This is a genomic window from Eudoraea adriatica DSM 19308 (assembly GCF_000382125.1).
GTDB lineage: Bacteria > Bacteroidota > Bacteroidia > Flavobacteriales > Flavobacteriaceae > Eudoraea > Eudoraea adriatica.
The window spans coordinates 29,349-48,691 of sequence record NZ_KB907548.1 but is presented as its reverse complement, the minus strand read 5'-3'; the positions used below and the strand labels follow the sequence as shown (position 1 = coordinate 48,691).

Below are 19,343 nucleotides of genomic sequence, written 5' to 3'. Positions count from 1 at the left end.
AAATAAGTGTCCATAAAAAATAATCTTCTCAAAATTCTTGATGATCTTCCCCAGGATGTAAGCCTTGTTGCAGTTTCCAAAACCAAAACCAAGGAGGAAATTATGGAGGCCTATGAAGCTGGTCAGCGCATTTTTGGCGAAAACAAAATTCAGGAAATGGTTCTTAAATGGTCTGAATTACCCAAAGACATTGAATGGCATATGATAGGGCATGTTCAGAGGAACAAAGTAAAATACATGGGAGAGTTTGTTTCTCTGATTCATAGTGTAGATAGCTTAAAACTCCTGAAAGAGATTAACAAGCAGGGAATAAAAAATAATCGTAAGATCAACTGCTTGCTTCAGATGCACATTGCCGAGGAACAAACAAAATTCGGACTTGATGAAGGAGAGCTACTGGAATTAATAGATTCAGCGGAATTTGGAAACCTCAAAAATATAACCGTTCAGGGGTTGATGGGTATGGCCACATTTACTGATGATGAGGAACAAATCCGGAAAGAATTTGCATATTTGAGTTCAATTTATTTAAAAATAAAGAACAACATACCAGGTATAAATGTTCTGTCAATGGGTATGAGCGGAGATTACAAAATTGCAATTCAAGAAGGCAGTACAATGGTACGCATAGGAAGTAGTATCTTTGGTGTTAGAAATAAATAATCTAAATGTAGGTAAACAGGAATTTGTAAAAGTTTAAATGTACGCTATACTTGACATAGAAACCACAGGAGGTAAATACAATGAAGAAGGGATAACCGAAATTGCCATTCACAAATTTGACGGCCATAAGGTTGTCGATAAATTCATTAGCCTTGTAAATCCGGAAAAAGAAATTCAGCCTTTTGTTGTTAATCTTACAGGGATTAATAACAAAATGTTACGCTCAGCTCCTAAGTTTTGTGAAGTGGCAAAACGTATAGTTGAAATAACCAGGGATACTGTCATTGTAGCTCACAATGCCCAATTTGATTACAGAATCTTAAGAACGGAATTTCGAAGATTAGGATTCGATTTTGAAAGGAAAACCCTGTGCACAGTTGATCTGTCCAAAAGATTGATTCCTGATGCCGAATCACATAGTCTGGGCAAACTGGTTCGCTCCTTAGGAATCCCGGTTAGTGACCGTCATAGGGCTAACGGCGATGCCCTGGCCACATTAAAATTATTTAAACTTTTGCTCACCAAAGATACTGATAAGGCAATAATAAAAGAGATTGTGAGAGAAGAGTCTTTGGGTGAACTCTCTCAAAGGCAGCTGGATATCGTGGCAAGTTTGCCAACCGAAGTAGGGGTATATTATATGCACAATAAAGATGGTGAAATCATTTTTCTGGGAAAAAGTAACAATATCAAAAAGCGGGTTAACCGCCACTTTATAAAGAGTGGAGACCTTGCAAGACAAATTCAGAAAGAAACCAAAAAGGTCACCTATGAAAAAACCGGCAGTGAATTGGTAGCACTGTTGAAAGAAAATGAAGAACTTGTAAAGAATCAACCTAAATATAATACACAGGGCAAAAAAATTGCGGTCTCAAATAAAAACCATCAAGTGAAAATTAATGGCTATGATATTCTATCTGATAATTTAATCATAGTCGATAAAGGGAGAGAATTTGGTGAACGCAGTGCTATACTTATCAAAAACGGGGAATTTACTGGTTTGGGTTTCTATAACCTGAACTATCAAATAAATAATATTCATATCTTAGAATCAATTATTACCCCAATGAATAACACCCGGTATACAAGCAAAATTATTGAATCGTACCTTAGAGACAAAAAAGTACTTGAGATTATTGAATTGAAAAACCAACAGTGACGGATACAGAGATAGAGCCAGAATTTATACCAAAAAAAGGCTGGAAATATAAGCTTCATGAAATAATTTACGGCACTCATACGCCGGCAGGTAAGCTATTTGATATAGTTCTCCTGGTGGTTATCGTGTACAGTGTTATTATAGTGATGCTGGAGAGCGTTCCGACAATAGATGCCAAATACCATTCTTTTCTTAATATTTCGGAATGGATAGTCACTATTTTATTTACCCTGGAATACATACTGCGTCTTATATGCATAAAAAAGCCTTCCAGGTATATTTTTAGTTTTTTTGGCATTATTGATCTACTTTCTACTATCCCAAAATATTTATCCTTTTTTATTGGAGGATCTCAGTATATTACGGCCTTCAGGGCATTAAGACTTCTTCGTGTATTCAGGATTCTAAAATTAGTCCGCTACATTGGAGAGTCCAATAATTTGTTGAGAGCCTTAAAAGCCAGCAGAACCAAAATCTTCATTTTTGTTTTCTTTATGCTGGTTGTTTCTGTTATACTTGGGACAATTATGTATTTAATAGAAGGTCCTGAACATGGCTTCAATAGCATACCCCATAGTGTATATTGGACCATTGTAACTCTAACAACAGTGGGTTATGGTGATATCTCACCCGAAACCGGATTAGGGCAATTCATTGCTACATTAATAATGATTATTGGTTATGGTATTATTGCAGTCCCAACCGGAATTGTAACTGTTGAATTTGCCAAGGGAGAGAAAAAGGATTCCGGCGAAGAAATAATAATCTGTGAAAATTGTTCAACCGGGGGACATCCACCTGAGGCAAAGCACTGCTTTAATTGCGGGGGTAAACTATAATGAAAAAGGTGCTTATTACGGTTGTAGGGCCAACTGCTATTGGCAAAACAAAACTGGCCATTGATCTGGCAACTTATTTCAAAACAGAGATCATCTCTGCGGATTCCAGACAATTTTATAAAGAAATGACAATAGGTACAGCGGTTCCTTCCGGGCATGAATTAGAATCTGTACCCCATCATTTTATTCAACACAAAAGTATTCACGAAGCTTACAATGTGGGGGATTTTGAAAAGGATGCCCTCAAGGTTCTCGATAATCTATTTAAGAAGCATGATTATGTTGTAATGGCGGGCGGCAGTGGTTTATATATTGATGCGGTTATCCAGGGTTTAGATGCTTTCCCTGAGATTGACAGGGAAATACGAGCTAATTTAAATACCAGTCTTAAAAAAGAAGGGATTGAAGTTTTACAAAATCAACTTAAAGAACTCGATCCTCAATATTACGCCAAGGCAGATATTCAAAATCCACACAGAATCATTCGTGCCCTGGAAATATGCCTGGGTACAGGCAAATCTTATTCTTCCTTTATAAATAAAAAAAAGGATCCCCGACCATTCTGTACGATTATGGTAGGCCTTTCCACAGAAAGAAGCATCCTTTATGACAAGATCAATAAACGGGTAGATACCATGATTGAAAACGGACTTGTTGAGGAAGCAAGGTCATTATATAAACACAAAAATTTAAATGCCCTGCAAACTGTTGGCTATACAGAGCTTTTTAACTTCTTTGATGGAAAATGGGACCTGGATTTTGCTATTTCCGAAATTAAAAAAAATACACGGCGTTTTGCAAAAAGGCAATTAACCTGGTTTAGAAAAAATAAGAATATCGTTTGGGCAGAGAAAAACACTTCATTTGAGGAGATAATTGATAAAATTATGTACTTAAGACAAAATATGTAGGATGATGCAGGGGGATTCAAAAATTTACTTTATAATGGGCGTTTCCGGTTGTGGCAAATCTACAATTGGCAATTTACTTTCTGATGAACTTAAAATTCCTTTTTACGATGGTGACGACTACCACCCTGAAGCAAATGTGAAAAAAATGGCATCGGGACAGCCATTAACCGATGATGATCGAATGGATTGGTTATTGAGTTTAAATAAAATAGCACTTAACCAACGTGAAAAAGGTGCAATTATAGGTTGCTCCGCGTTAAAAGAATCTTACAGGAAAATCTTAGGGAATAACCTGGAAAATGACGTGAGCTGGATTTATCTTAGTGGTTCTTTTGATGAAGTAATGAGCCGCTTAAACCAAAGAAAAGGTCATTTTATGCCTGCAGCATTGCTCAAGTCTCAGTTTGAAACTCTGGAAATACCCGGAAATGCCATTAGGGTTTCTATTAATCAGTCTGCCGGACAAATAGTCAAACGCATCTTAGAACTATTAGAATCCCAATAAAAAAGGCACCACTAAATGGTGCCTGATTTAAAGATCTTTTAAATGAATTTAGCTTTTTACGACAAGTCTGAAGCCTTCGCCGTGTATATTCAAAATTTCCACAACATCATCTCTCTTAAGATATTTCCGCAATTTGGCAATATAAACATCCATACTTCTGGAGGTAAAATAATTGTCATCACGCCAAATTTTCGTCAGGGCCAATTCTCTCGGCATAAGGTCATTCTCATGCAAAGCAAGCAGCCTTAATAATTCATTCTCTTTCGGAGATAATTTTATGGGCTCCTCATCCTTATATTTAAGAAACCTTAGTTTGGAATTCAGGTGGAAATTCCCAATGTTAAATTCAAACTGTTTACTGTCAGCAAGGGTATTTGAAGCTTTTCTCTGAAGAATAGCCCTTATTTTCATTAGCAAGACTTCAGAATCAAAAGGTTTGTTCAAATAATCATCAGCACCTGCTTTATAGCCTTTAAGAACATCTTCTTTCATGGTTTTAGCCGTAAGAAATACAATTGGAACATTCTCGTTCTTCTCCCGAATTTCCCTGGCCAGCGTAAACCCATCCTTGTAAGGCATCATCACATCCAATATACAGATATCATAATTATCTTTCTTAAATTTCTCAAATCCTTCCATGCCATTCTTTGCCAACGTAACATCAAAATCGTTCATGGATAGGTAGTCTTTTAAAACGATTCCAAAGTTTGGATCGTCTTCTACTAAAAGTATTTTTTTGTTTTCTGTTTCCATAAATTTTTAAATTAATGGTAATTTAATATAGAAGCTGCTTCCTTTATCTTTTTCACTTTCAGCATAAACTTCCCCTTGGTGATCTTCAACAATTTTCTTTACGTAAGCTAACCCTAGCCCATGCCCTTTAACATTATGTATATCTCCGGTATGCTCTCTGTAAAATTTTTCAAAAACTTTTTTCAATACAGCTTTACTCATTCCTGCACCCTGGTCTTGTACTTTAATGACAATATAATTATTCGCAATCTCTGTAAAAACATCAATTTTAGGAGCATCTGGTGAATATTTCACTGCATTGTCCAAAATATTTACTATTACATTTCCAAAATGCATCTCATTTGCCAATACTTCTGATCTTGAAGCGTCTAAATGAGTTCGTATATACCCTCCTCTATCTGTTACAATAAGCTGTACATGCGTAATTGCTTTCTTTATAATGTCGTGAACATCTACTCTGTCCTTACTTATATCTAACTGGTTTTTTTCCAGTTTAGAGATTCTAAGAACATTTTCAACCTGCGCATGCATTCTTTTGTTCTCTTCCCTTATCATTTGCAAATACCGCTGTACCTTTTCCTGATCTCCAATAATTTTAGGGTTTTTTATTGCCTCAACCGCCAAGTTTATTGTAGCAATGGGTGTTTTAAACTCATGCGTCATATTATTTATGAAATCTGACTTTATTTCTGAGATTTGCTTTTGCTTTATTAACTGATAAATTGCACCCGCATATGCCACTACGATGATAAGAGTGAAAACCAGAGATAAGATCGCCATCCCAAGAATGGTTTGCAGTAAAAACTTTTTCTTTTTCGGAAAAGACAATAAGAATGTAAAATTACTTATCCCTTCACTGTTCTTGAAGAATGGAGCTTTATATAATGTTGTACCCCCATATTTGAATCTTTTAGACTTCAATTTGGTAGGCAAGCCCTTGCTGTAGACTCCATACTCATATTCAATATCCATACCCCGATTCTCCAGCTCGCGGTCCAGCAATAATTCTATTTCCTGTATTGTAACGCGTTTATGGATGGGAACTTTTTCTGCATATTCACGATAGACATCGTCAAAAATTGCCTTATCAATAGATGACAAGCCGCCTACTTTCTCCAATTTTTGTATTGGGTTCAGTTTATAGCTTTTACCATCCAGTCCAAAATCTTCTTTATAAACGGTTTTCGTGCGTTTACTAGTGTAATTTTTTATTGTTGTGGTATCATTACCATTGCCACTGTCAAAGAACGTAGATGCGATATTATAATCTTCTTCCAAAATTCCATGCGAATAGAATAGAATTTCGTTAGAATTAATATCCCGATCAATAAAAAATATGTTGCTCAAATGGGAACTCTTAAACTCTCCTACGCTGTCCTTAAGATTTAAAAACCTCTCGGAGTAATCGCCCATTTCACGGTCTTCAATTTTGTCTATTACTTTATTGAGAACTTCCGAAACTGTATTTGAAAATTGTTCTTCTTTATCTTCAACAGAACTTTTTATCCAATACAGTTGCACAGAGATAATCCCAATAAGAGAGAGGCTCATTAAAATGACCAGGCTAACAAATAATCTCTTATTCATCGTTTTGGTAAATTTAAAAATTTAACATTTAGCGGATTGCCTGTTTAACCTAACCTTAACAAAAATGTTAAAAAAGCACCTAGGCCACCATTTTAGTAAGTTCATGGTGGATTTTTTCAACCTGTATTTTGGTCTTTTCCAAGTCCGTATTTTCGATGACATAATCCGCCAAAGGAATCTTTTTTGAATCATCCCACTGATTCTCCATCCGTGTTAAGATCTCTTTTTCAGATATGGCATCTCTTGTTAAGACTCTTTGCACACGGACCTCTTTTGGGGCCTTTACAAGAATTATCTTATCAAATGTCTTATACGAATTGTTTTCAAAAAGTATTGCAGCCTCCTGTATCACATATGGAGCACTTTTCCTTTTTGCCCATTTAATAAAATCTTGTCTAACAGCCGGATGAACTATGGCATTTAGCTTTTGAAGTAATTCCTTATCGTCAAAGATTTTATCTGCAATATATTTTTTATTTAACTTTTGTAATACATAGGACTCCTTTCCTAAAAGATCAATAACTGCAGTTCTGAGCTTTTTAGAATTTTGCATTAACTTTTTGGCTTTCAAATCAGAATTATAAACCGGCACCCCTAATTCTTCAAATAATTTGGCCACTGTTGTTTTACCGCTACCAATACCACCCGTTAATCCTATTATCTTCATTCGCGTTTTAAGATAAATTCCACTTCATTCTCCAACAACTGAACACTGTATACATTATCCGGTTTTTCTATAAGGCTTACCCGAAGATTTTGATTACCCCCTCTTTCTTCCTGAAAATCCGCCACAATCTTAAAGTCCAAAGGACCAATATCCTTCAATCTTTCTATTCTGGCTTTACAGAGAACCTCCAGTGAATTGGGAAAAGTTTTTATTTGGGTCCCCTCAGGAATATTAATAACCTCAACCGGGATTTTTAATACTTTTTCCGAGAATCGAAAAACATTCCCTGAGATCTTTACATTTTTTTCCGATAATTCAGAATTCTTCAACTCCTCCGGTAAAACAAGATCAACCACTATTGTAAAATCTTCAGTAATTTCATTGAGTTCAACTACAGAGGTCGAAACCGTGTTAACAATATCCAACTCATTCTTAGGCCCTGTTATTACAACAAGCGAAGGTTCAATAGCTAATTTCCCATCTACAAGATAATTCTGGGCAGGGTTTATGTTAATATTGGGAGAGATAGGAACTTCTTTGGAGCCAAGCTCATAAAAATCCAAAAACACTGTATCCTGATCTACTTCCAGGAGAGTAATGGAAGCAGATAATTGACGCTCTATCTGTTTCCTGAAATCTAGTTCCGCAATGTAAAAATCAGAATCGTTATTTTCTATAGCCGACAAATCAACCTTGATTATTTTTCTATTAAAATTAAATCCCAGAAATTGAAACCCGCTGGCTCTGAGCTTAACGTCTACCTGCTTAAAAGTATTGTCGGCCAAAAGCAGGCTATCCGGAACATTAATATATTCCAGGTCAAAAGTAGTCCGGTCAACATAGGTTTCAGATAATTTACTCACAAGCCAGGCAAGAAAAGAGCATAGAAGGAAAATTAAAAAGATGTTAATCTTTCTTTTGTCATTACTCCTTTTGACTTCTTTCTGCTCCATTATATTTGTCTAAAAAACAATTCGGGAAAAATTTCCTGTGGCTTACTTTTGCTAAAGTTAACCAAGATTGCTGATTTTAAAAAACCGTATCCATAACCGAAAAATTGAATAATTACAGCAATAATAGAGAGAAAAGCTACTACTAAATTTTTATTCTTTAGTAAAGCATCTAAAAAAATAAATGCAAAATACACAGCATAAAGTATCCCGGGCCATGGATATCTCCCTCTCCCAATGACCAATAATAACAAAGAAATTATGAGGCCCAGGCAAAAAAGTGAAGGAAACCAATAGAATATCCTGGAAGAACCTTTATGCCATTTATTAAGGATTGGACGTACCTTACCAAACTTTTTAACCTGTGAAAAAAACTTATTGAAGCTTATTCTTCGCTTATGATAAACAAAAGCCTCCCTGATCAATTTAGTTTCGTACCCTTTTTCCCATAAACGCATACTTAGATCAGGATCCTCTCCGGGATGTATATTCCCAAAACCTCCAGATGCTTCAAAAGCTTCTTTGGAAATCCCCATATTAAAACTTCTTGGCTGAAATTTATCTACAGCTTTCCTGTTACCTCTGATGCCTCCGGTAGTTAAAATAGATGTCATGGCATAATTAATGGCCTTCTGAACATTTGAGAATGTGTGATGAGCTGCATCAGGACCACCGAAACAATCTACATATTTAGTGTTTAAGGACGTGGCTACGTTTTCGAGATAATTAACAGGAATTATACAATCTGAATCCAGTATTATGAAATAATTCCCACCAGCCCTGCGCATTCCATAGTTTCTGGAATCTCCCGGCCCGGTATTATTTTTAAACAGGTAGTTAATATTCAATTTTTCTTTATAATCCTCAATAACGTTTTTGGAGGTATTAAGAGAGCCATCTTCCACGATTACTATTTCATATGACTCATCATAGGACTGATGCAAGAGACTCTCTAAAAGTTCGCGAATTTCATCAGGCCTGTTAAACACAGGAATAATTAAAGAAAAAGAAAGTTTCATATCACAACTAAGGTATGCACAAAAGCCATCCTGTACCGGGATGGCTTCTTAATTTTTTAGATGCTGTTATTCTGCAAAATGCTCAATTACCTCCTGGCTCACGCCTGTACTTGAAAAACCACCATCATGAAACAAATTTTGCATCGTAACTTTTCTTGTAAGATCTGAAAAAAGAGATACGGTATAGTCTGCGCAGTCCTGAGCAGTTGCATTACCCAAGGGGGACATCTTTTCCGCATAATTAATGAAGCTGTCAAAACCTTTTACCCCCTGCCCCGCTGTTGTTGGTGTGGGAGATTGGGAAATAGTATTAACTCTTACCTTCTTCTCTTTTCCAAAAAAGTAACCAAAGCTCCTGGCAACAGATTCGAGATAAGCTTTATTATCTGCCATATCATTATAATCGGGAAATGTGCGTTGCGCAGCCATATAAGTCAATGCCACTATACTTCCCCAGGGATTCATGGCGTCTGCTTTGTATAAGCTTTGCATAACCTTATGGAACGAAAGTGCAGAAACATCCCAGCCCTTAGTGGTAAAGTCATATTTTTCATCGGTATATAAACGTCCTTTACGGACATTAACCGACATTCCGATTGAATGTAAAACGAAATCCAGCTTTCCTCCCAAAATTTCCATTGATTTGGAAATCAAAGCATTCAAATCATCTTCATTGGTAGCATCCGCAGGCACTATTTGCGAACCGGTTTTCTCTGCCAAAGCATTAATCTGACCCATCCGCATGGCAATTGGAGCATTGGTCAGGACGAATGTACCGCCTTCTTCATGAACACGTTCGGCTGTTTTCCAAGCAATAGAATTTTCGTCTAGTGCCCCAAAAATAATTCCTTTTTTCCCTTTTAATAAATTATACGCCATGTTAAAGTGCTTTGGTTTGATTTGAAGTCAAAGATATCTAAAAAAGTAGAAACTAAACCGCTCCTGTCGGATATTTGAAACACACTTTGCAAAGGAAATATAATCCGTATTGAGATATGGCTTTTTAGTTCAAAAGCTCACGGGCATGTGCAAGTGCTGAATCTGAAAGGCTTTTCCCTCCCAGCATTTCTGCCAATTCAAATACTCTCTCATCTTCCAGCAATTCTTTCATTTGGGTTTGAGTACTATCCTCTTTATCGGTTTTAAACACTTTAAAATGATGATCCCCCTTGGAGGCAATTTGGGGAAGATGTGTTATAGAAAAAACCTGCATGTTTCTGCTCATTTTATGCATAATATCTCCCATTCGGTTTGATATTTCACCGGAAACACCGCTATCTATCTCATCAAACATTAAGGTTGGTAAGTGCTCGTAGCGCGCAAGAATCGATTTTATTACCAGCATAATACGGGAGAGTTCTCCTCCTGAAGCAACTTTTTTTAAAGTATTGTAATCCGATCCCTTATTTGCGGAAAAAAGAAATATCAGCTTATCAGTGCCATTAGATTTATATTCTTCAGCGGGGATAGTATCAATTTTAAAGGTGGCATTAGGCAGTCCAAGGGAGCTTAAAGAAGCTTCTAGTTTTTGCTTTATTTCAGGGATCGCGTTCTTTCTGCGAACAGATAACAAATCAGCTTCTTTATCCAGTTCTTTTTTTAATCCTTCAATTAGACTTCTTTTATCTTCTATTGCTTCTTCAAGATTTTGTGTCGCACTAACCTTGTTTGCAAGTGTTTTCCTTATGTCAATCAATTGAGTAATATCAGATACGTCATGCTTTCTTTGCAGGTCATATATGGCCTGCAATTTAGAATTAATTTCCTCAAGTTTCCCGGGGTCTGGCTCTATAGATTCCTGCATAATTTGCATTTCCTCGGCCAGGTCTTTTAATTCAATAAAAACGGAATCAAATCGCTCCCTAAGTGGTGTAAATTTGTTTCCAATACCGGATAGTTTTACCAATATAGACTTTAGTTCCTGGAATAAACTTATAATTCCTATCTGATCATCCTTCAGTATCTGATTTCCTTTGGATAAATTTTCAAGGACAGTCTCAATGTTATTCAATTGTTCGTATTGATCTTCCAGTTTTTCCTGAAGCCCTTCTTCAAGGTATATTGAATCCAATTCATTTAACAGGAAGGCATTGTAGTCATGCTCTTTATTGGCATTTTTTTGAAATTCAATGAGTTCTTCAAATTCCTGTAAAGTAGCCTTATATTTCCCCAGTTTAATGGTATAGGCATCCAGGATTCCTGCATTGTCTGCAAATGCATCAATTAGCTTTAACTGAAAATCATGCTCAGTCAACTGCAATGTCTGGTGCTGTGAATGAATATCTACAAGTCGTTTCCCCAATTGTGTCAATATATCCAGAGTAAGTGGCGAGTCGTTTACAAATGCCCTCGATTTACCACTGGGATGGATTTCTCTTCGCACAATGGTATGTGTTTCATATTCCAGATCATTCTTATTGAAAAATGACTTTAAATTATAATTTTTGAGATCAAAAACAGCTTCAATTACACATTTGGCTTCTTTATCTTTTAGTGAAGACATGTCTGCTCGTTTACCTAAAACTAAGGACAGCCCCCCTAAAAGAATAGACTTCCCGGCTCCTGTTTCACCTGTAATAGTGGTAAATCCCTCAGTGAAGTTAACATTGAGATTATCAATTAATGCATAATTTTTTATAGACAGATTTATCAGCACAATTACAGTATATGATATGATCTGTAAAGATAAATTATTATTGGAATGAAATGAAAGGGGTTAATAGGTTATTTCATCCCAGGTAGAAGAATAAAATGGTGCTACTTTATTCAAAGTCTCTTTTAGGGAAACAATATCTACTTTAGGTCCATCTGAAAAAATATCTTGTATTTCTTCTGATTTGGCATCGAAGAAAGTTTGAATTAAGAATGCATTAGGTCTTCTTTGAGTTAAAGTCTCGAACAATCGCATAGAACCTGCTATGACCTGCTTGCCGGTACTATTGTTATCCCCTAATATATCCAGCCCTTTTCGATGATAATTGTACATTGCAATCCTGTATTCTCTAAAAGTGTTGGACAAAAGGTTATCTACCAATACAAATCTTGTTCTATTATTCGAGGCAGTCTGACTCCAACCTGAAGAACCAGATCCCTGAGCCTGATTTACAATTTGTTGTGCTTCTTTATAAAATTCTGTACCGCCTTCAAGTGCAAATGTATCTGCGTCCAGGCCTAGTATTATATAAACATAATAAGAGATAACCCCAACCAAATTAGAATCAAAAACATTTGGGTTATAAACCAAAGGTTCAAATTCTATATAACGAAAATTAAACTCATTATCCTTATAATTAAAAATGGGGCTTTCATAGGAGGTATTAAATACGGGACGGGAAGACTGAATCTGAATGTTTGCGCTAAACCTGTCAGAAGCATAGTCCGTTACTGTAATAAACATTCTGGCATTAACCCTCTCATTTTCCTTATAAATCCTGTTCGTCCATTGACTTTTATTTACAAAATCATTTAAAGCGCGTTCTAAAGTCAAAAATATTTGCCTGTTGGTCTGATTAACCTGATCCGCATTAACTGTAATTGTGCAGTTAAGTTCCTGGGCATTAATGTAATTGGCAAAAAGAAAACTAAAAAAGAAAATTAATAAATTACGCATGACCCCTATGGATGATTTCGTTGAATATGTCTAAGGCTACTTCGGCCTTATTCTTTACTTCAAACGTTTTTATCTCTGAATTCTTATCTATAAATGTTATTTTGTTTGTCGATTTCCCGAACCCAGCATCTTTGTCATTCAGTGAATTAAGAACAATGGCATCCAAATTCTTTTTGCGCAATTTATTTTTGGCATTCTCCAACTCGTTTTCAGTCTCCAATGCAAAACCCACTAAATATTGATGCTTCTTCTTATCTCCCATTGATAAAAGGATATCCTTATTTTTAACCAGATTAATTTGAAGGGTATCGCCGTCTTTTTTAATTTTTTGTTCGGATACGTTGCTTGGTCTGTAGTCGGATACAGCCGCAGCACTAATAGCAATGTCACAATCCTCATAATACCTGTGGACTGCATGAAACATTTCCTGTGCAGATACAACCCTTACAACTTCTATAGACGGACTCTCTGCTGTTAAATGAGAAGGTCCTGAAATTAAAACAACTTGACCCCCAAGTTTGGCCGCAGCTTTTGCCAATTCAAATCCCATAAGACCTGATGAGTGATTACCGATGAAGCGCACTGGGTCAATCGCTTCATAAGTCGGCCCTGCTGTGATCAATATTTTTTTATCTTTTAACGGTAAGGTACCGGCAATATGATTCTGCATAAACTGAACAATTTCTTCCGGTTCCGCCATACGCCCTTCACCAAATAATCCGCTTGCCAATTCGCCTTCTCCGGCAGGAATCAAAATATTGCCAAAATTCTCAAGTTTTTTAAGGCTGGCTTTTGTTGCCGGGTGCTTGTACATATCAAGATCCATCGCCGGTGCAAAGAATACGTCACATTTAGCTGAGAAATAGGTAGCCAGCAAAAGGTTATCGCAGCTGCCATTTGCCATTTTACTGAGTGTATTGGCAGTAGCCGGAGCAATTAGCATTATATCTGCCCACAAGCCAAGTTCAACATGGTTGTTCCAGTCCACACTCGCTTCTTCTTCCTGTATAAAACTGGTAAGCACAGGATTTTTGGATAAAGTAGCGAGGGTAAGGGGGGTAACAAATGAAAGAGCGCTTTCAGTTAAGATAACCTTAACCTCAGCGCCCGCCTTAATTAATAATCTAACCAGAAAAGTGGTCTTGTAAGCAGCTATACCTCCGGTAATACCTAAAAGGATCTTCTTGCCGCTCAACATATTACTGCTGGTCTTTCTCTGTATTCCTGTAGTATATTTTATCTTCCAACCATTCCAGGACAGCCAAAGCATGTGGTTTGGGAAGTTTTTCGTAAAACTTGGAAACTTCGATTTGCTCTTTATTTTCAAATACTTCCTCCAGGCTATCACTGTAAGTAGCAAATTCTTCAAGTTTTTCCAAAAGTTCCTTTTTAATTTCAGAATTAATCTGGATTGCTCTTTTCGCCGTTACAGATATAGCTTCATAAATATTATCTGTTTTCTCATCAAACTCATTTCTATTGATGGTAACCGTCGAAACCGGGGCTTTGGAATTCTTCAAATCGTTCATATTCATTTTGAAAGGTTTTCTTGTTCGGAATAATTGTTTAATTGCTCATCTACTTCTTCTATCAATTCATTGGCCACTTCGGCATATTTGGTTTCAGGGTAGTATTTAAACAAATTGTTATAAGCTATTTTTGCTTCCTCGAGTCGCTCTTTTTTGCGATTCTCTGTACTGTTTATTGCCAAATTTGTAGTTGCTTCAATTTTCAGATAAAGCGCATCCTCGCGATAAATTGAACCCGGGTTATCTGAAATAAAATTATCCAGGGCCGCTATTGCCGAAATGCTGTAATCTAAAATATAAGACTTGCCTAATTTTGTAAATTGTTTGGCAACTTCAAACTCTTTACGTTCTTTCTTAGTTGTTAACTCCCTGGCCATTATATTGGCTTCTGCAAAATACTCAGATTCCGGGTAAAGGTTAATAAACAACTGCAATTTAGTAAGGGCCTTGTCCGTGTCAGTCTGATCTACAGAATATCTTGGTGAAAGCATATAATAGCTTTTTGCTCCAAGAAAAGCCGCTTCTGAAGCCTTATCGCTTTTGGGATATGACTTTAAAAAACGTTCGAACTGATACCCGGCAAAATTATAATCCTTAATCTCAAAGTAGCTGTTTGCAAAAAAGAACATTACACGCTCTCCCTGGGGTTTTCCTACGTATCCCGGAGCAATTTGTTCGAATAAGCGGTTAGCCTTTTTAAAATCCCCCTCGTTGTATAGTTTTTCTGCAAGTTCATATTTCGCCTTTGTGTTAGGCTTTTTCAGTACCTTCTGGTATTCACCACATGAATTCAGGGTTACAATAACTAAGAGTAGGAAATAAAAATATTTAGTTCTGAAAAACATTTTGCAAAATTAGGAATAATTGCCGGAATAAAAAACATTAATTCAACACGAAGATAACACCTGAAAGATCAATAATAAGTGATATAGATGAAGTTTTAACCCAATTTTGGCTTTTTCAATTGCACTGTAATTGAGGAAAATCCCATAACAGGCAAAATCCGTTCTAAAAACTACGCATTGATTTTTGAAAAAGTTCTTAAAAATTTATCTATTTCTACTTTAAGTTGTGGTGTGGCTTCAACTAAAGGTAAACGTACTGCCGAGCCACATAATCCATGGGCTTCCAAAACCGATTTTATACCTGCCGGATTTCCTTCTTTGAATATTAATTTCATTCCCTCCATCATTGAATTATGCAAGGCACGGGCTTCATTTTCTTGGCCTCCCAATCCCAGTTTGATCATCCTGGAAAACTCATTCGGCAAACCCTGACCCAAAACTGAAATAACGCCTGCGCCCCCCGCTGTAATGGTTGGCAATGCTGAAAAATCATCCCCCGAAATTACCAAAAAATCTGAGGGTAAAATGCGTATTAGTCTTCTTACCTGAGCTATATCTCCGGAAGCTTCCTTAATTCCTATAACATTGGTGCAATCCTGTGCAAGTCTCAGCACGGTTTCCGGTTCAATATTACTTCCCGTTCTGCCCGGCACATTGTATAAAATAAGAGGCTTGGCAGAGGCTTGTGCTAAAGTTTTGTAATGTCGGTATATTCCCTCCTGAGTGGGTTTGTTGTAATATGGTGATACGGATAGGACCGCGGCAAAATCTTTAAGAGATATCTGTTTTAATTCCGCCGCCAAAAGCATTGTATTATTACCTCCTATGCCAATAACAATAGGAAGTCTTCCGGCATTTTCCTGCACCACAGCATCAATAACCAATTGTTTTTCAGAGCTGGTAAGCGTTGCTGATTCAGCAGTGGTACCCAAAATAACAAGATAATCGACATTTCCGTCAATGCAATAGTTTACAATGCGCTTTAATGCAGCAATATCAATTGATAAATCCGGATTGAAAGGAGTAATCAATGCAACTCCGGTTCCCAGCAAATTTTTCATAATTATTTACTTCAAACATCAATTTCACCCAGGACTTTAAGATATTTTTTAAGTTCTTTCTTAAAAGTATTAAAGTCGCTAAGCGTTGTCTCCAATATCAGATCATTATGCCGCTCGTCTATTTCCGCAAAACCCACATTTATTCTTGCCCTTGTCTTTACGGTCATTAACTGAAGCATTAAGTTTTCTTCATTGTAATAATTCACCAACATGTCGTATTCCCTGCTTAAAAACTCCAGTGCGTAACTATTTTCAATGTCCCCTTTCCAGCCAAGGTCCTTATCTGAGAAAACAGGGGTTGCATAAGGCGAATTCTTATCGTAATAATTTTTATAACCAATAATTTTAACTGCATTGGGCCTTAATTTAAAATCTTCTACAAATTCATAGAATAATTCCGCCTTATCAAATTTATCCAGATCTACAATAATTGCAATTGAGGTAATACCGTTTTTGCGTGCGACTTCCTCAGAAGGTTTTTCAATTTGTTCCTTTAGATATTTTAAGCCGGATTTGTATTTAAATTTCTCTTTAAGTGCCTTTAAAAACATGTACCTTTGTATTTAGGCAAATGTAATTAATATCCATGCAACTATTATGCTAAGATACTAAGGATAATGATTTTAAAAATACAACATTTTGTTATTTTTGTAACAATTATTTGTCTTTATGCCTGCCAAGATGCTCCGAAACAGCTGAGTAAAATATCTGGCCAGCAGATCGCTTTAACCGATTCTATTTTTGCAACAGATTCCATAGACTTATTTATAAAGCCCTACAGAAATCGCCTAAACGAAGTTCTGGATAGCACATTGGCCTATGCTCCCAGGCCAATCACCAAGAAAGATGGTAAATACAATACCTCAGCAGGAAATTTAATGGCTGATATAATATTCAGTGAAGCCAACCCTGTTTTTCAATCGAGAACCGGTCAGGAAATAGATTTTGTGATTTCAAATCACGGGGGAATTCGAAGCATAATCTCTGAAGGTAAAATTAACGCCAGAACGGCTTTTGAAGTAATGCCATTTGATAATACAATAGTGGTTGTTGCTCTCAAAGGCAAGGCGGTCAGGGATTTGGTTTCCTTCCTGATAAATGCAAAAAATCCTCATCCTATAGCCGGTATTCAGATTATTTTGAATAAAAACAAAACCCTTAAAAACGTTAATATTAATGGGTTGCCATTTAATGAAAATAAAACCTATAATGTAGCCACTTCCAATTATTTAGTGAATGGTGGCGGCAATATGGGGTTTTTTAAGGATAGCCTGCAAACTTTGGACTTAAACTATTTGATCAGGAATGCAATGATTGATTATTTTAAAAAAGTAGATACCCTAACCGCTCAAGTAGATGACCGGTTTATTATAATTGAATAGAAATGAATAGACGCAATTTTGTTACAAATTCAATTGCCGGAAGTGCCTTTATAGGCATGGGGGGACTTGGATTAAATAGTTGTGGTTTTCAGAATTCAAAACGCATTACTATTCTTCATACAAATGACGTCCACAGTCATATAGATCCTTTTCCAAAAGAACACAGTTTGTTTGCTAACCTGGGAGGTGTTGCCAGAAGAGCCACATTAATTCAAAATATCAGAGAGGAAAATCCAAACACGCTATTATTGGATGCCGGAGATATTTTCCAGGGCACGCCCTATTTTAATTTTTACGGGGGAGAATTAGAGTTTAAGTTGATGAGCATGCTTAAATACGATGCTGCAACAATTGGCAACCATGATTTTGACAATGGGATTGAAGGCCTTTTAGCCCAACTGCCTTTTGCCAGGTTTAAATTGCTCTCGGCCAATTATGACTTTAAAAATACGGTAATGAATGGCTTTGTGGAAGCCTACCAAACATTTTTACTTAACGGCATTAAAATTGGCGTATTTGGATTGGGAATAAAACTGGATGGCCTTGTTGGCAAGGACCTTTTTAAGGAAACTGTTTATCTTAATCCTATTGAAATTGCCCAGGACATGAGCGTTTTGTTAAAAAATGAAGAAAAATGTGATTTGGTAATTTGCTTATCTCATTTAGGCTACTCCTACCGGGATGACCAAAGACCAAGTGATCTGAAATTGGCTGCAAAAACTGATAATATTGATCTCATTATTGGCGGACACACACATACCTTTTTAGAGAAACCCGTTACCAGGCAAAACCGTTTGGATAAATCCGTTTTGATAAATCAGGTTGGGTGTTATGGAATAAATCTCGGCAGAATCGATTTTTATTTTGATTCTAAAAATAATATACAGTCAGAAGGGATCTCTATTACAGTCTGATTTAGAATAAGGCACTATTTTAAAAAGTAATGAAGGTAAATGGACTGATATGCAAAGGACATGGTGTGGCTTCTGGCCTATCTGACAGTCATAGATATCCAAAGGGTACTTTGCATGAGCAACTCCCTCATTTCATGGAAAGAGGCTTGGATTTGTCTTCCTGCTTTTTAGGCACTGTCAATCTGGATATTTCCCCTTATGAATTTGTTATAGGTAACCCGAAATATTTTTTCGAAGCTATCCCCTGGTCTGATTATATCCCACCGGAAAATTTTTATTTTTTTGATGTTGCTCTAAGCTTTGAGGATAAAGAATACAAAGGTTTCATTTATATGCCAGACCCACTTACCAAAGTTGATCATATTCAGGAAAAAGCAATCCTTGAACTAATCATGCCAAAAATTCCCGGGCTTGCATATGGAATGAAAGCTTGCATTGAAGTTGAAGATAAACAACTTCAATTCTTTAAGCCTTAGGTTTTTAACCAATCAAATCATAGATCATTTAGCCCGGTTAAGCATCTAGCTCCTTATGACATATTCCACCAAAAGTTTAAATTCTTCATCCAGGGTAATGCTGGGATAGGGCCTGCTTGCCCTTCTGTACCAATAACTGGCGTTGAATTGATCGCCTTCCTTGCGATGCAGATATGCATGCATCCAATAGCCCGGTTCTGATGGCAAGTCCTGGGCAATGTCATGCGATGCATTCCAATTCGCTTTAGCGTCATACCAAAGCGCCTGCAATCCTTTTGACCATGGCTTTGGTGGATGATCATTTTGACACCCTTTTAAAAAATCTTCATAACTAACTGGAATGTTCATTTTGCGCTTGGATAATTTAATTGGTTGGTTCGGACATGTTTTAACATGTTTGGTCCTTTTTCATTTGAATTAAAAAACAAATAATCTTTTCTTGAGCCTTATAACTAATCACTTAAAATTAAACA

At 36.5% G+C, this 19,343-nt stretch carries 22 protein-coding genes; 8 read left to right on the top strand and 14 right to left on the bottom strand.

The window, feature by feature from the left end:
• Positions 1-6 precede the first annotated feature (6 nt).
• Genes G504_RS0107190 through G504_RS0107170 form a run of 5 tightly spaced genes read left to right on the top strand, consistent with a single transcriptional unit; the run spans position 7 to position 4,077 of the window.
• The gene (locus G504_RS0107190) at positions 7-663 is read left to right on the top strand and encodes a YggS family pyridoxal phosphate-dependent enzyme (protein ID WP_019669479.1); all 657 of its coding nucleotides are present in this window, start codon (positions 7-9) and stop codon (positions 661-663) included.
• Between the two features lie 37 nt (positions 664-700).
• Entirely contained in the window at positions 701-1,822 is a 1,122-nt protein-coding gene (locus G504_RS0107185) for an exonuclease domain-containing protein (RefSeq protein ID WP_019669478.1), read from the top strand.
• Positions 1,819-2,661, top strand: coding sequence for an ion transporter (locus G504_RS0107180; protein WP_019669477.1), 843 nt, complete (start codon positions 1,819-1,821; stop codon positions 2,659-2,661). Before G504_RS0107185 ends, G504_RS0107180 begins: the two co-directional genes overlap by 4 nt.
• The gene (gene miaA, locus G504_RS0107175) at positions 2,661-3,572 is read left to right on the top strand and encodes a tRNA (adenosine(37)-N6)-dimethylallyltransferase MiaA (RefSeq protein WP_019669476.1); all 912 of its coding nucleotides are present in this window, start codon (positions 2,661-2,663) and stop codon (positions 3,570-3,572) included. Before G504_RS0107180 ends, miaA begins: the two co-directional genes overlap by 1 nt.
• Position 3,573: 1 nt before the next feature.
• A complete protein-coding gene (locus G504_RS0107170; protein WP_019669475.1) occupies positions 3,574-4,077 on the top strand; it encodes a gluconokinase in 504 nt (167 codons plus the stop codon).
• A gap of 48 nt (positions 4,078-4,125) precedes the next feature.
• Here G504_RS0107170 and G504_RS0107165 read toward each other — a convergent pair whose 3' ends face one another.
• The 13 genes from G504_RS0107165 to G504_RS0107105 form a co-directional block, all read right to left on the bottom strand.
• A complete protein-coding gene (locus tag G504_RS0107165) occupies positions 4,126-4,830 on the bottom strand; it encodes a response regulator transcription factor (RefSeq protein ID WP_019669474.1) in 705 nt (234 codons plus the stop codon).
• 6 nt (positions 4,831-4,836) lie between these two features.
• Positions 4,837-6,417, bottom strand: coding sequence for a sensor histidine kinase (locus tag G504_RS0107160; protein ID WP_026348447.1), 1,581 nt, complete (start codon positions 6,415-6,417; stop codon positions 4,837-4,839).
• A gap of 79 nt (positions 6,418-6,496) precedes the next feature.
• Positions 6,497-7,084: a dephospho-CoA kinase gene (gene coaE / locus G504_RS0107155; protein WP_019669472.1), complete on the bottom strand. Its 588-nt coding sequence runs from the start codon at positions 7,082-7,084 to the stop codon at positions 6,497-6,499.
• Entirely contained in the window at positions 7,081-8,037 is a 957-nt protein-coding gene (locus G504_RS0107150) for a CdaR family protein (RefSeq protein ID WP_019669471.1), read from the bottom strand. Before G504_RS0107150 ends, coaE begins: the two co-directional genes overlap by 4 nt.
• Positions 8,037-9,053 (bottom strand): glycosyltransferase, encoded by a 1,017-nt coding sequence (locus G504_RS0107145; protein WP_019669470.1) that lies wholly within the window; start codon positions 9,051-9,053, stop codon positions 8,037-8,039. The genes G504_RS0107150 and G504_RS0107145 overlap by 1 nt, the downstream gene beginning before the upstream one ends.
• Before the next feature lie 66 nt (positions 9,054-9,119).
• The gene (locus G504_RS0107140) at positions 9,120-9,932 is read right to left on the bottom strand and encodes an enoyl-ACP reductase FabI (RefSeq protein WP_019669469.1); all 813 of its coding nucleotides are present in this window, start codon (positions 9,930-9,932) and stop codon (positions 9,120-9,122) included.
• A gap of 124 nt (positions 9,933-10,056) precedes the next feature.
• Entirely contained in the window at positions 10,057-11,709 is a 1,653-nt protein-coding gene (gene recN, locus G504_RS0107135; RefSeq protein ID WP_019669468.1) for a DNA repair protein RecN, read from the bottom strand.
• 60 nt (positions 11,710-11,769) lie between these two features.
• Positions 11,770-12,663 carry a type IX secretion system protein PorD gene (gene porD / locus G504_RS0107130; protein WP_019669467.1) on the bottom strand — a complete coding sequence of 298 codons (894 nt, stop codon included), beginning with the start codon at positions 12,661-12,663 and terminating at the stop codon, positions 11,770-11,772.
• On the bottom strand, positions 12,656-13,861 hold the full coding sequence (coaBC, locus tag G504_RS0107125; protein ID WP_019669466.1) for a bifunctional phosphopantothenoylcysteine decarboxylase/phosphopantothenate--cysteine ligase CoaBC: 1,206 nt from the start codon (positions 13,859-13,861) through the stop codon (positions 12,656-12,658). Before coaBC ends, porD begins: the two co-directional genes overlap by 8 nt.
• A gap of 1 nt (position 13,862) precedes the next feature.
• On the bottom strand, positions 13,863-14,192 hold the full coding sequence (locus G504_RS0107120) for a DNA-directed RNA polymerase subunit omega (protein WP_026348446.1): 330 nt from the start codon (positions 14,190-14,192) through the stop codon (positions 13,863-13,865).
• Between the two features lie 2 nt (positions 14,193-14,194).
• A complete protein-coding gene (locus G504_RS0107115; protein WP_019669464.1) occupies positions 14,195-15,037 on the bottom strand; it encodes an outer membrane protein assembly factor BamD in 843 nt (280 codons plus the stop codon).
• Between the two features lie 170 nt (positions 15,038-15,207).
• On the bottom strand, positions 15,208-16,098 hold the full coding sequence (gene dapA / locus G504_RS0107110) for a 4-hydroxy-tetrahydrodipicolinate synthase (RefSeq protein ID WP_019669463.1): 891 nt from the start codon (positions 16,096-16,098) through the stop codon (positions 15,208-15,210).
• An 11-nt stretch (positions 16,099-16,109) separates the two neighbouring features.
• Positions 16,110-16,649 carry a DUF6913 domain-containing protein gene (locus G504_RS0107105; RefSeq protein WP_019669462.1) on the bottom strand — a complete coding sequence of 180 codons (540 nt, stop codon included), beginning with the start codon at positions 16,647-16,649 and terminating at the stop codon, positions 16,110-16,112.
• A gap of 66 nt (positions 16,650-16,715) precedes the next feature.
• On the opposite strand from G504_RS0107105, the gene G504_RS0107100 reads away from it, so the two are divergent.
• The 3 genes from G504_RS0107100 to G504_RS0107090 are packed head-to-tail and all read left to right on the top strand — an operon-like array spanning position 16,716 to position 18,870.
• A complete protein-coding gene (locus tag G504_RS0107100) occupies positions 16,716-17,480 on the top strand; it encodes a 5'-nucleotidase C-terminal domain-containing protein (RefSeq protein WP_019669461.1) in 765 nt (254 codons plus the stop codon).
• Positions 17,481-17,482: 2 nt separating this feature from the next.
• Positions 17,483-18,394: a metallophosphatase gene (locus G504_RS0107095; protein WP_019669460.1), complete on the top strand. Its 912-nt coding sequence runs from the start codon at positions 17,483-17,485 to the stop codon at positions 18,392-18,394.
• Positions 18,395-18,423: 29 nt separating this feature from the next.
• Complete coding sequence (locus tag G504_RS0107090; RefSeq protein WP_019669459.1) at positions 18,424-18,870, top strand: hypothetical protein; 447 nt, start codon at positions 18,424-18,426, stop codon at positions 18,868-18,870.
• A 45-nt stretch (positions 18,871-18,915) separates the two neighbouring features.
• On the opposite strand, the gene G504_RS0107085 is transcribed toward G504_RS0107090, so the two are convergent.
• Positions 18,916-19,218: a hypothetical protein gene (locus G504_RS0107085; protein WP_019669458.1), complete on the bottom strand. Its 303-nt coding sequence runs from the start codon at positions 19,216-19,218 to the stop codon at positions 18,916-18,918.
• Between the last annotated feature and the right edge of the window lie 125 nt (positions 19,219-19,343).

Coding starts and splice junctions, on each gene's coding strand:
- G504_RS0107185 (WP_019669478.1), top strand. CDS start 701: ATGTACGCTATACTTGACATAGAAACCACAGGAGGTAAATACAATGAA.
- miaA (WP_019669476.1), top strand. CDS start 2,661: ATGAAAAAGGTGCTTATTACGGTTGTAGGGCCAACTGCTATTGGCAAA.
- G504_RS0107170 (WP_019669475.1), top strand. CDS start 3,574: ATGATGCAGGGGGATTCAAAAATTTACTTTATAATGGGCGTTTCCGGT.
- G504_RS0107165 (WP_019669474.1), bottom strand. CDS start 4,830: ATGGAAACAGAAAACAAAAAAATACTTTTAGTAGAAGACGATCCAAAC.
- G504_RS0107160 (WP_026348447.1), bottom strand. CDS start 6,417: ATGAATAAGAGATTATTTGTTAGCCTGGTCATTTTAATGAGCCTCTCT.
- coaE (WP_019669472.1), bottom strand. CDS start 7,084: ATGAAGATAATAGGATTAACGGGTGGTATTGGTAGCGGTAAAACAACA.
- G504_RS0107150 (WP_019669471.1), bottom strand. CDS start 8,037: ATGGAGCAGAAAGAAGTCAAAAGGAGTAATGACAAAAGAAAGATTAAC.
- G504_RS0107145 (WP_019669470.1), bottom strand. CDS start 9,053: ATGAAACTTTCTTTTTCTTTAATTATTCCTGTGTTTAACAGGCCTGAT.
- G504_RS0107140 (WP_019669469.1), bottom strand. CDS start 9,932: ATGGCGTATAATTTATTAAAAGGGAAAAAAGGAATTATTTTTGGGGCA.
- porD (WP_019669467.1), bottom strand. CDS start 12,663: ATGCGTAATTTATTAATTTTCTTTTTTAGTTTTCTTTTTGCCAATTAC.
- coaBC (WP_019669466.1), bottom strand. CDS start 13,861: ATGTTGAGCGGCAAGAAGATCCTTTTAGGTATTACCGGAGGTATAGCT.
- G504_RS0107120 (WP_026348446.1), bottom strand. CDS start 14,192: ATGAACGATTTGAAGAATTCCAAAGCCCCGGTTTCGACGGTTACCATC.
- G504_RS0107115 (WP_019669464.1), bottom strand. CDS start 15,037: ATGTTTTTCAGAACTAAATATTTTTATTTCCTACTCTTAGTTATTGTA.
- dapA (WP_019669463.1), bottom strand. CDS start 16,098: ATGAAAAATTTGCTGGGAACCGGAGTTGCATTGATTACTCCTTTCAAT.
- G504_RS0107105 (WP_019669462.1), bottom strand. CDS start 16,649: ATGTTTTTAAAGGCACTTAAAGAGAAATTTAAATACAAATCCGGCTTA.
- G504_RS0107100 (WP_019669461.1), top strand. CDS start 16,716: ATGATTTTAAAAATACAACATTTTGTTATTTTTGTAACAATTATTTGT.
- G504_RS0107095 (WP_019669460.1), top strand. CDS start 17,483: ATGAATAGACGCAATTTTGTTACAAATTCAATTGCCGGAAGTGCCTTT.
- G504_RS0107090 (WP_019669459.1), top strand. CDS start 18,424: ATGAAGGTAAATGGACTGATATGCAAAGGACATGGTGTGGCTTCTGGC.
- G504_RS0107085 (WP_019669458.1), bottom strand. CDS start 19,218: ATGAACATTCCAGTTAGTTATGAAGATTTTTTAAAAGGGTGTCAAAAT.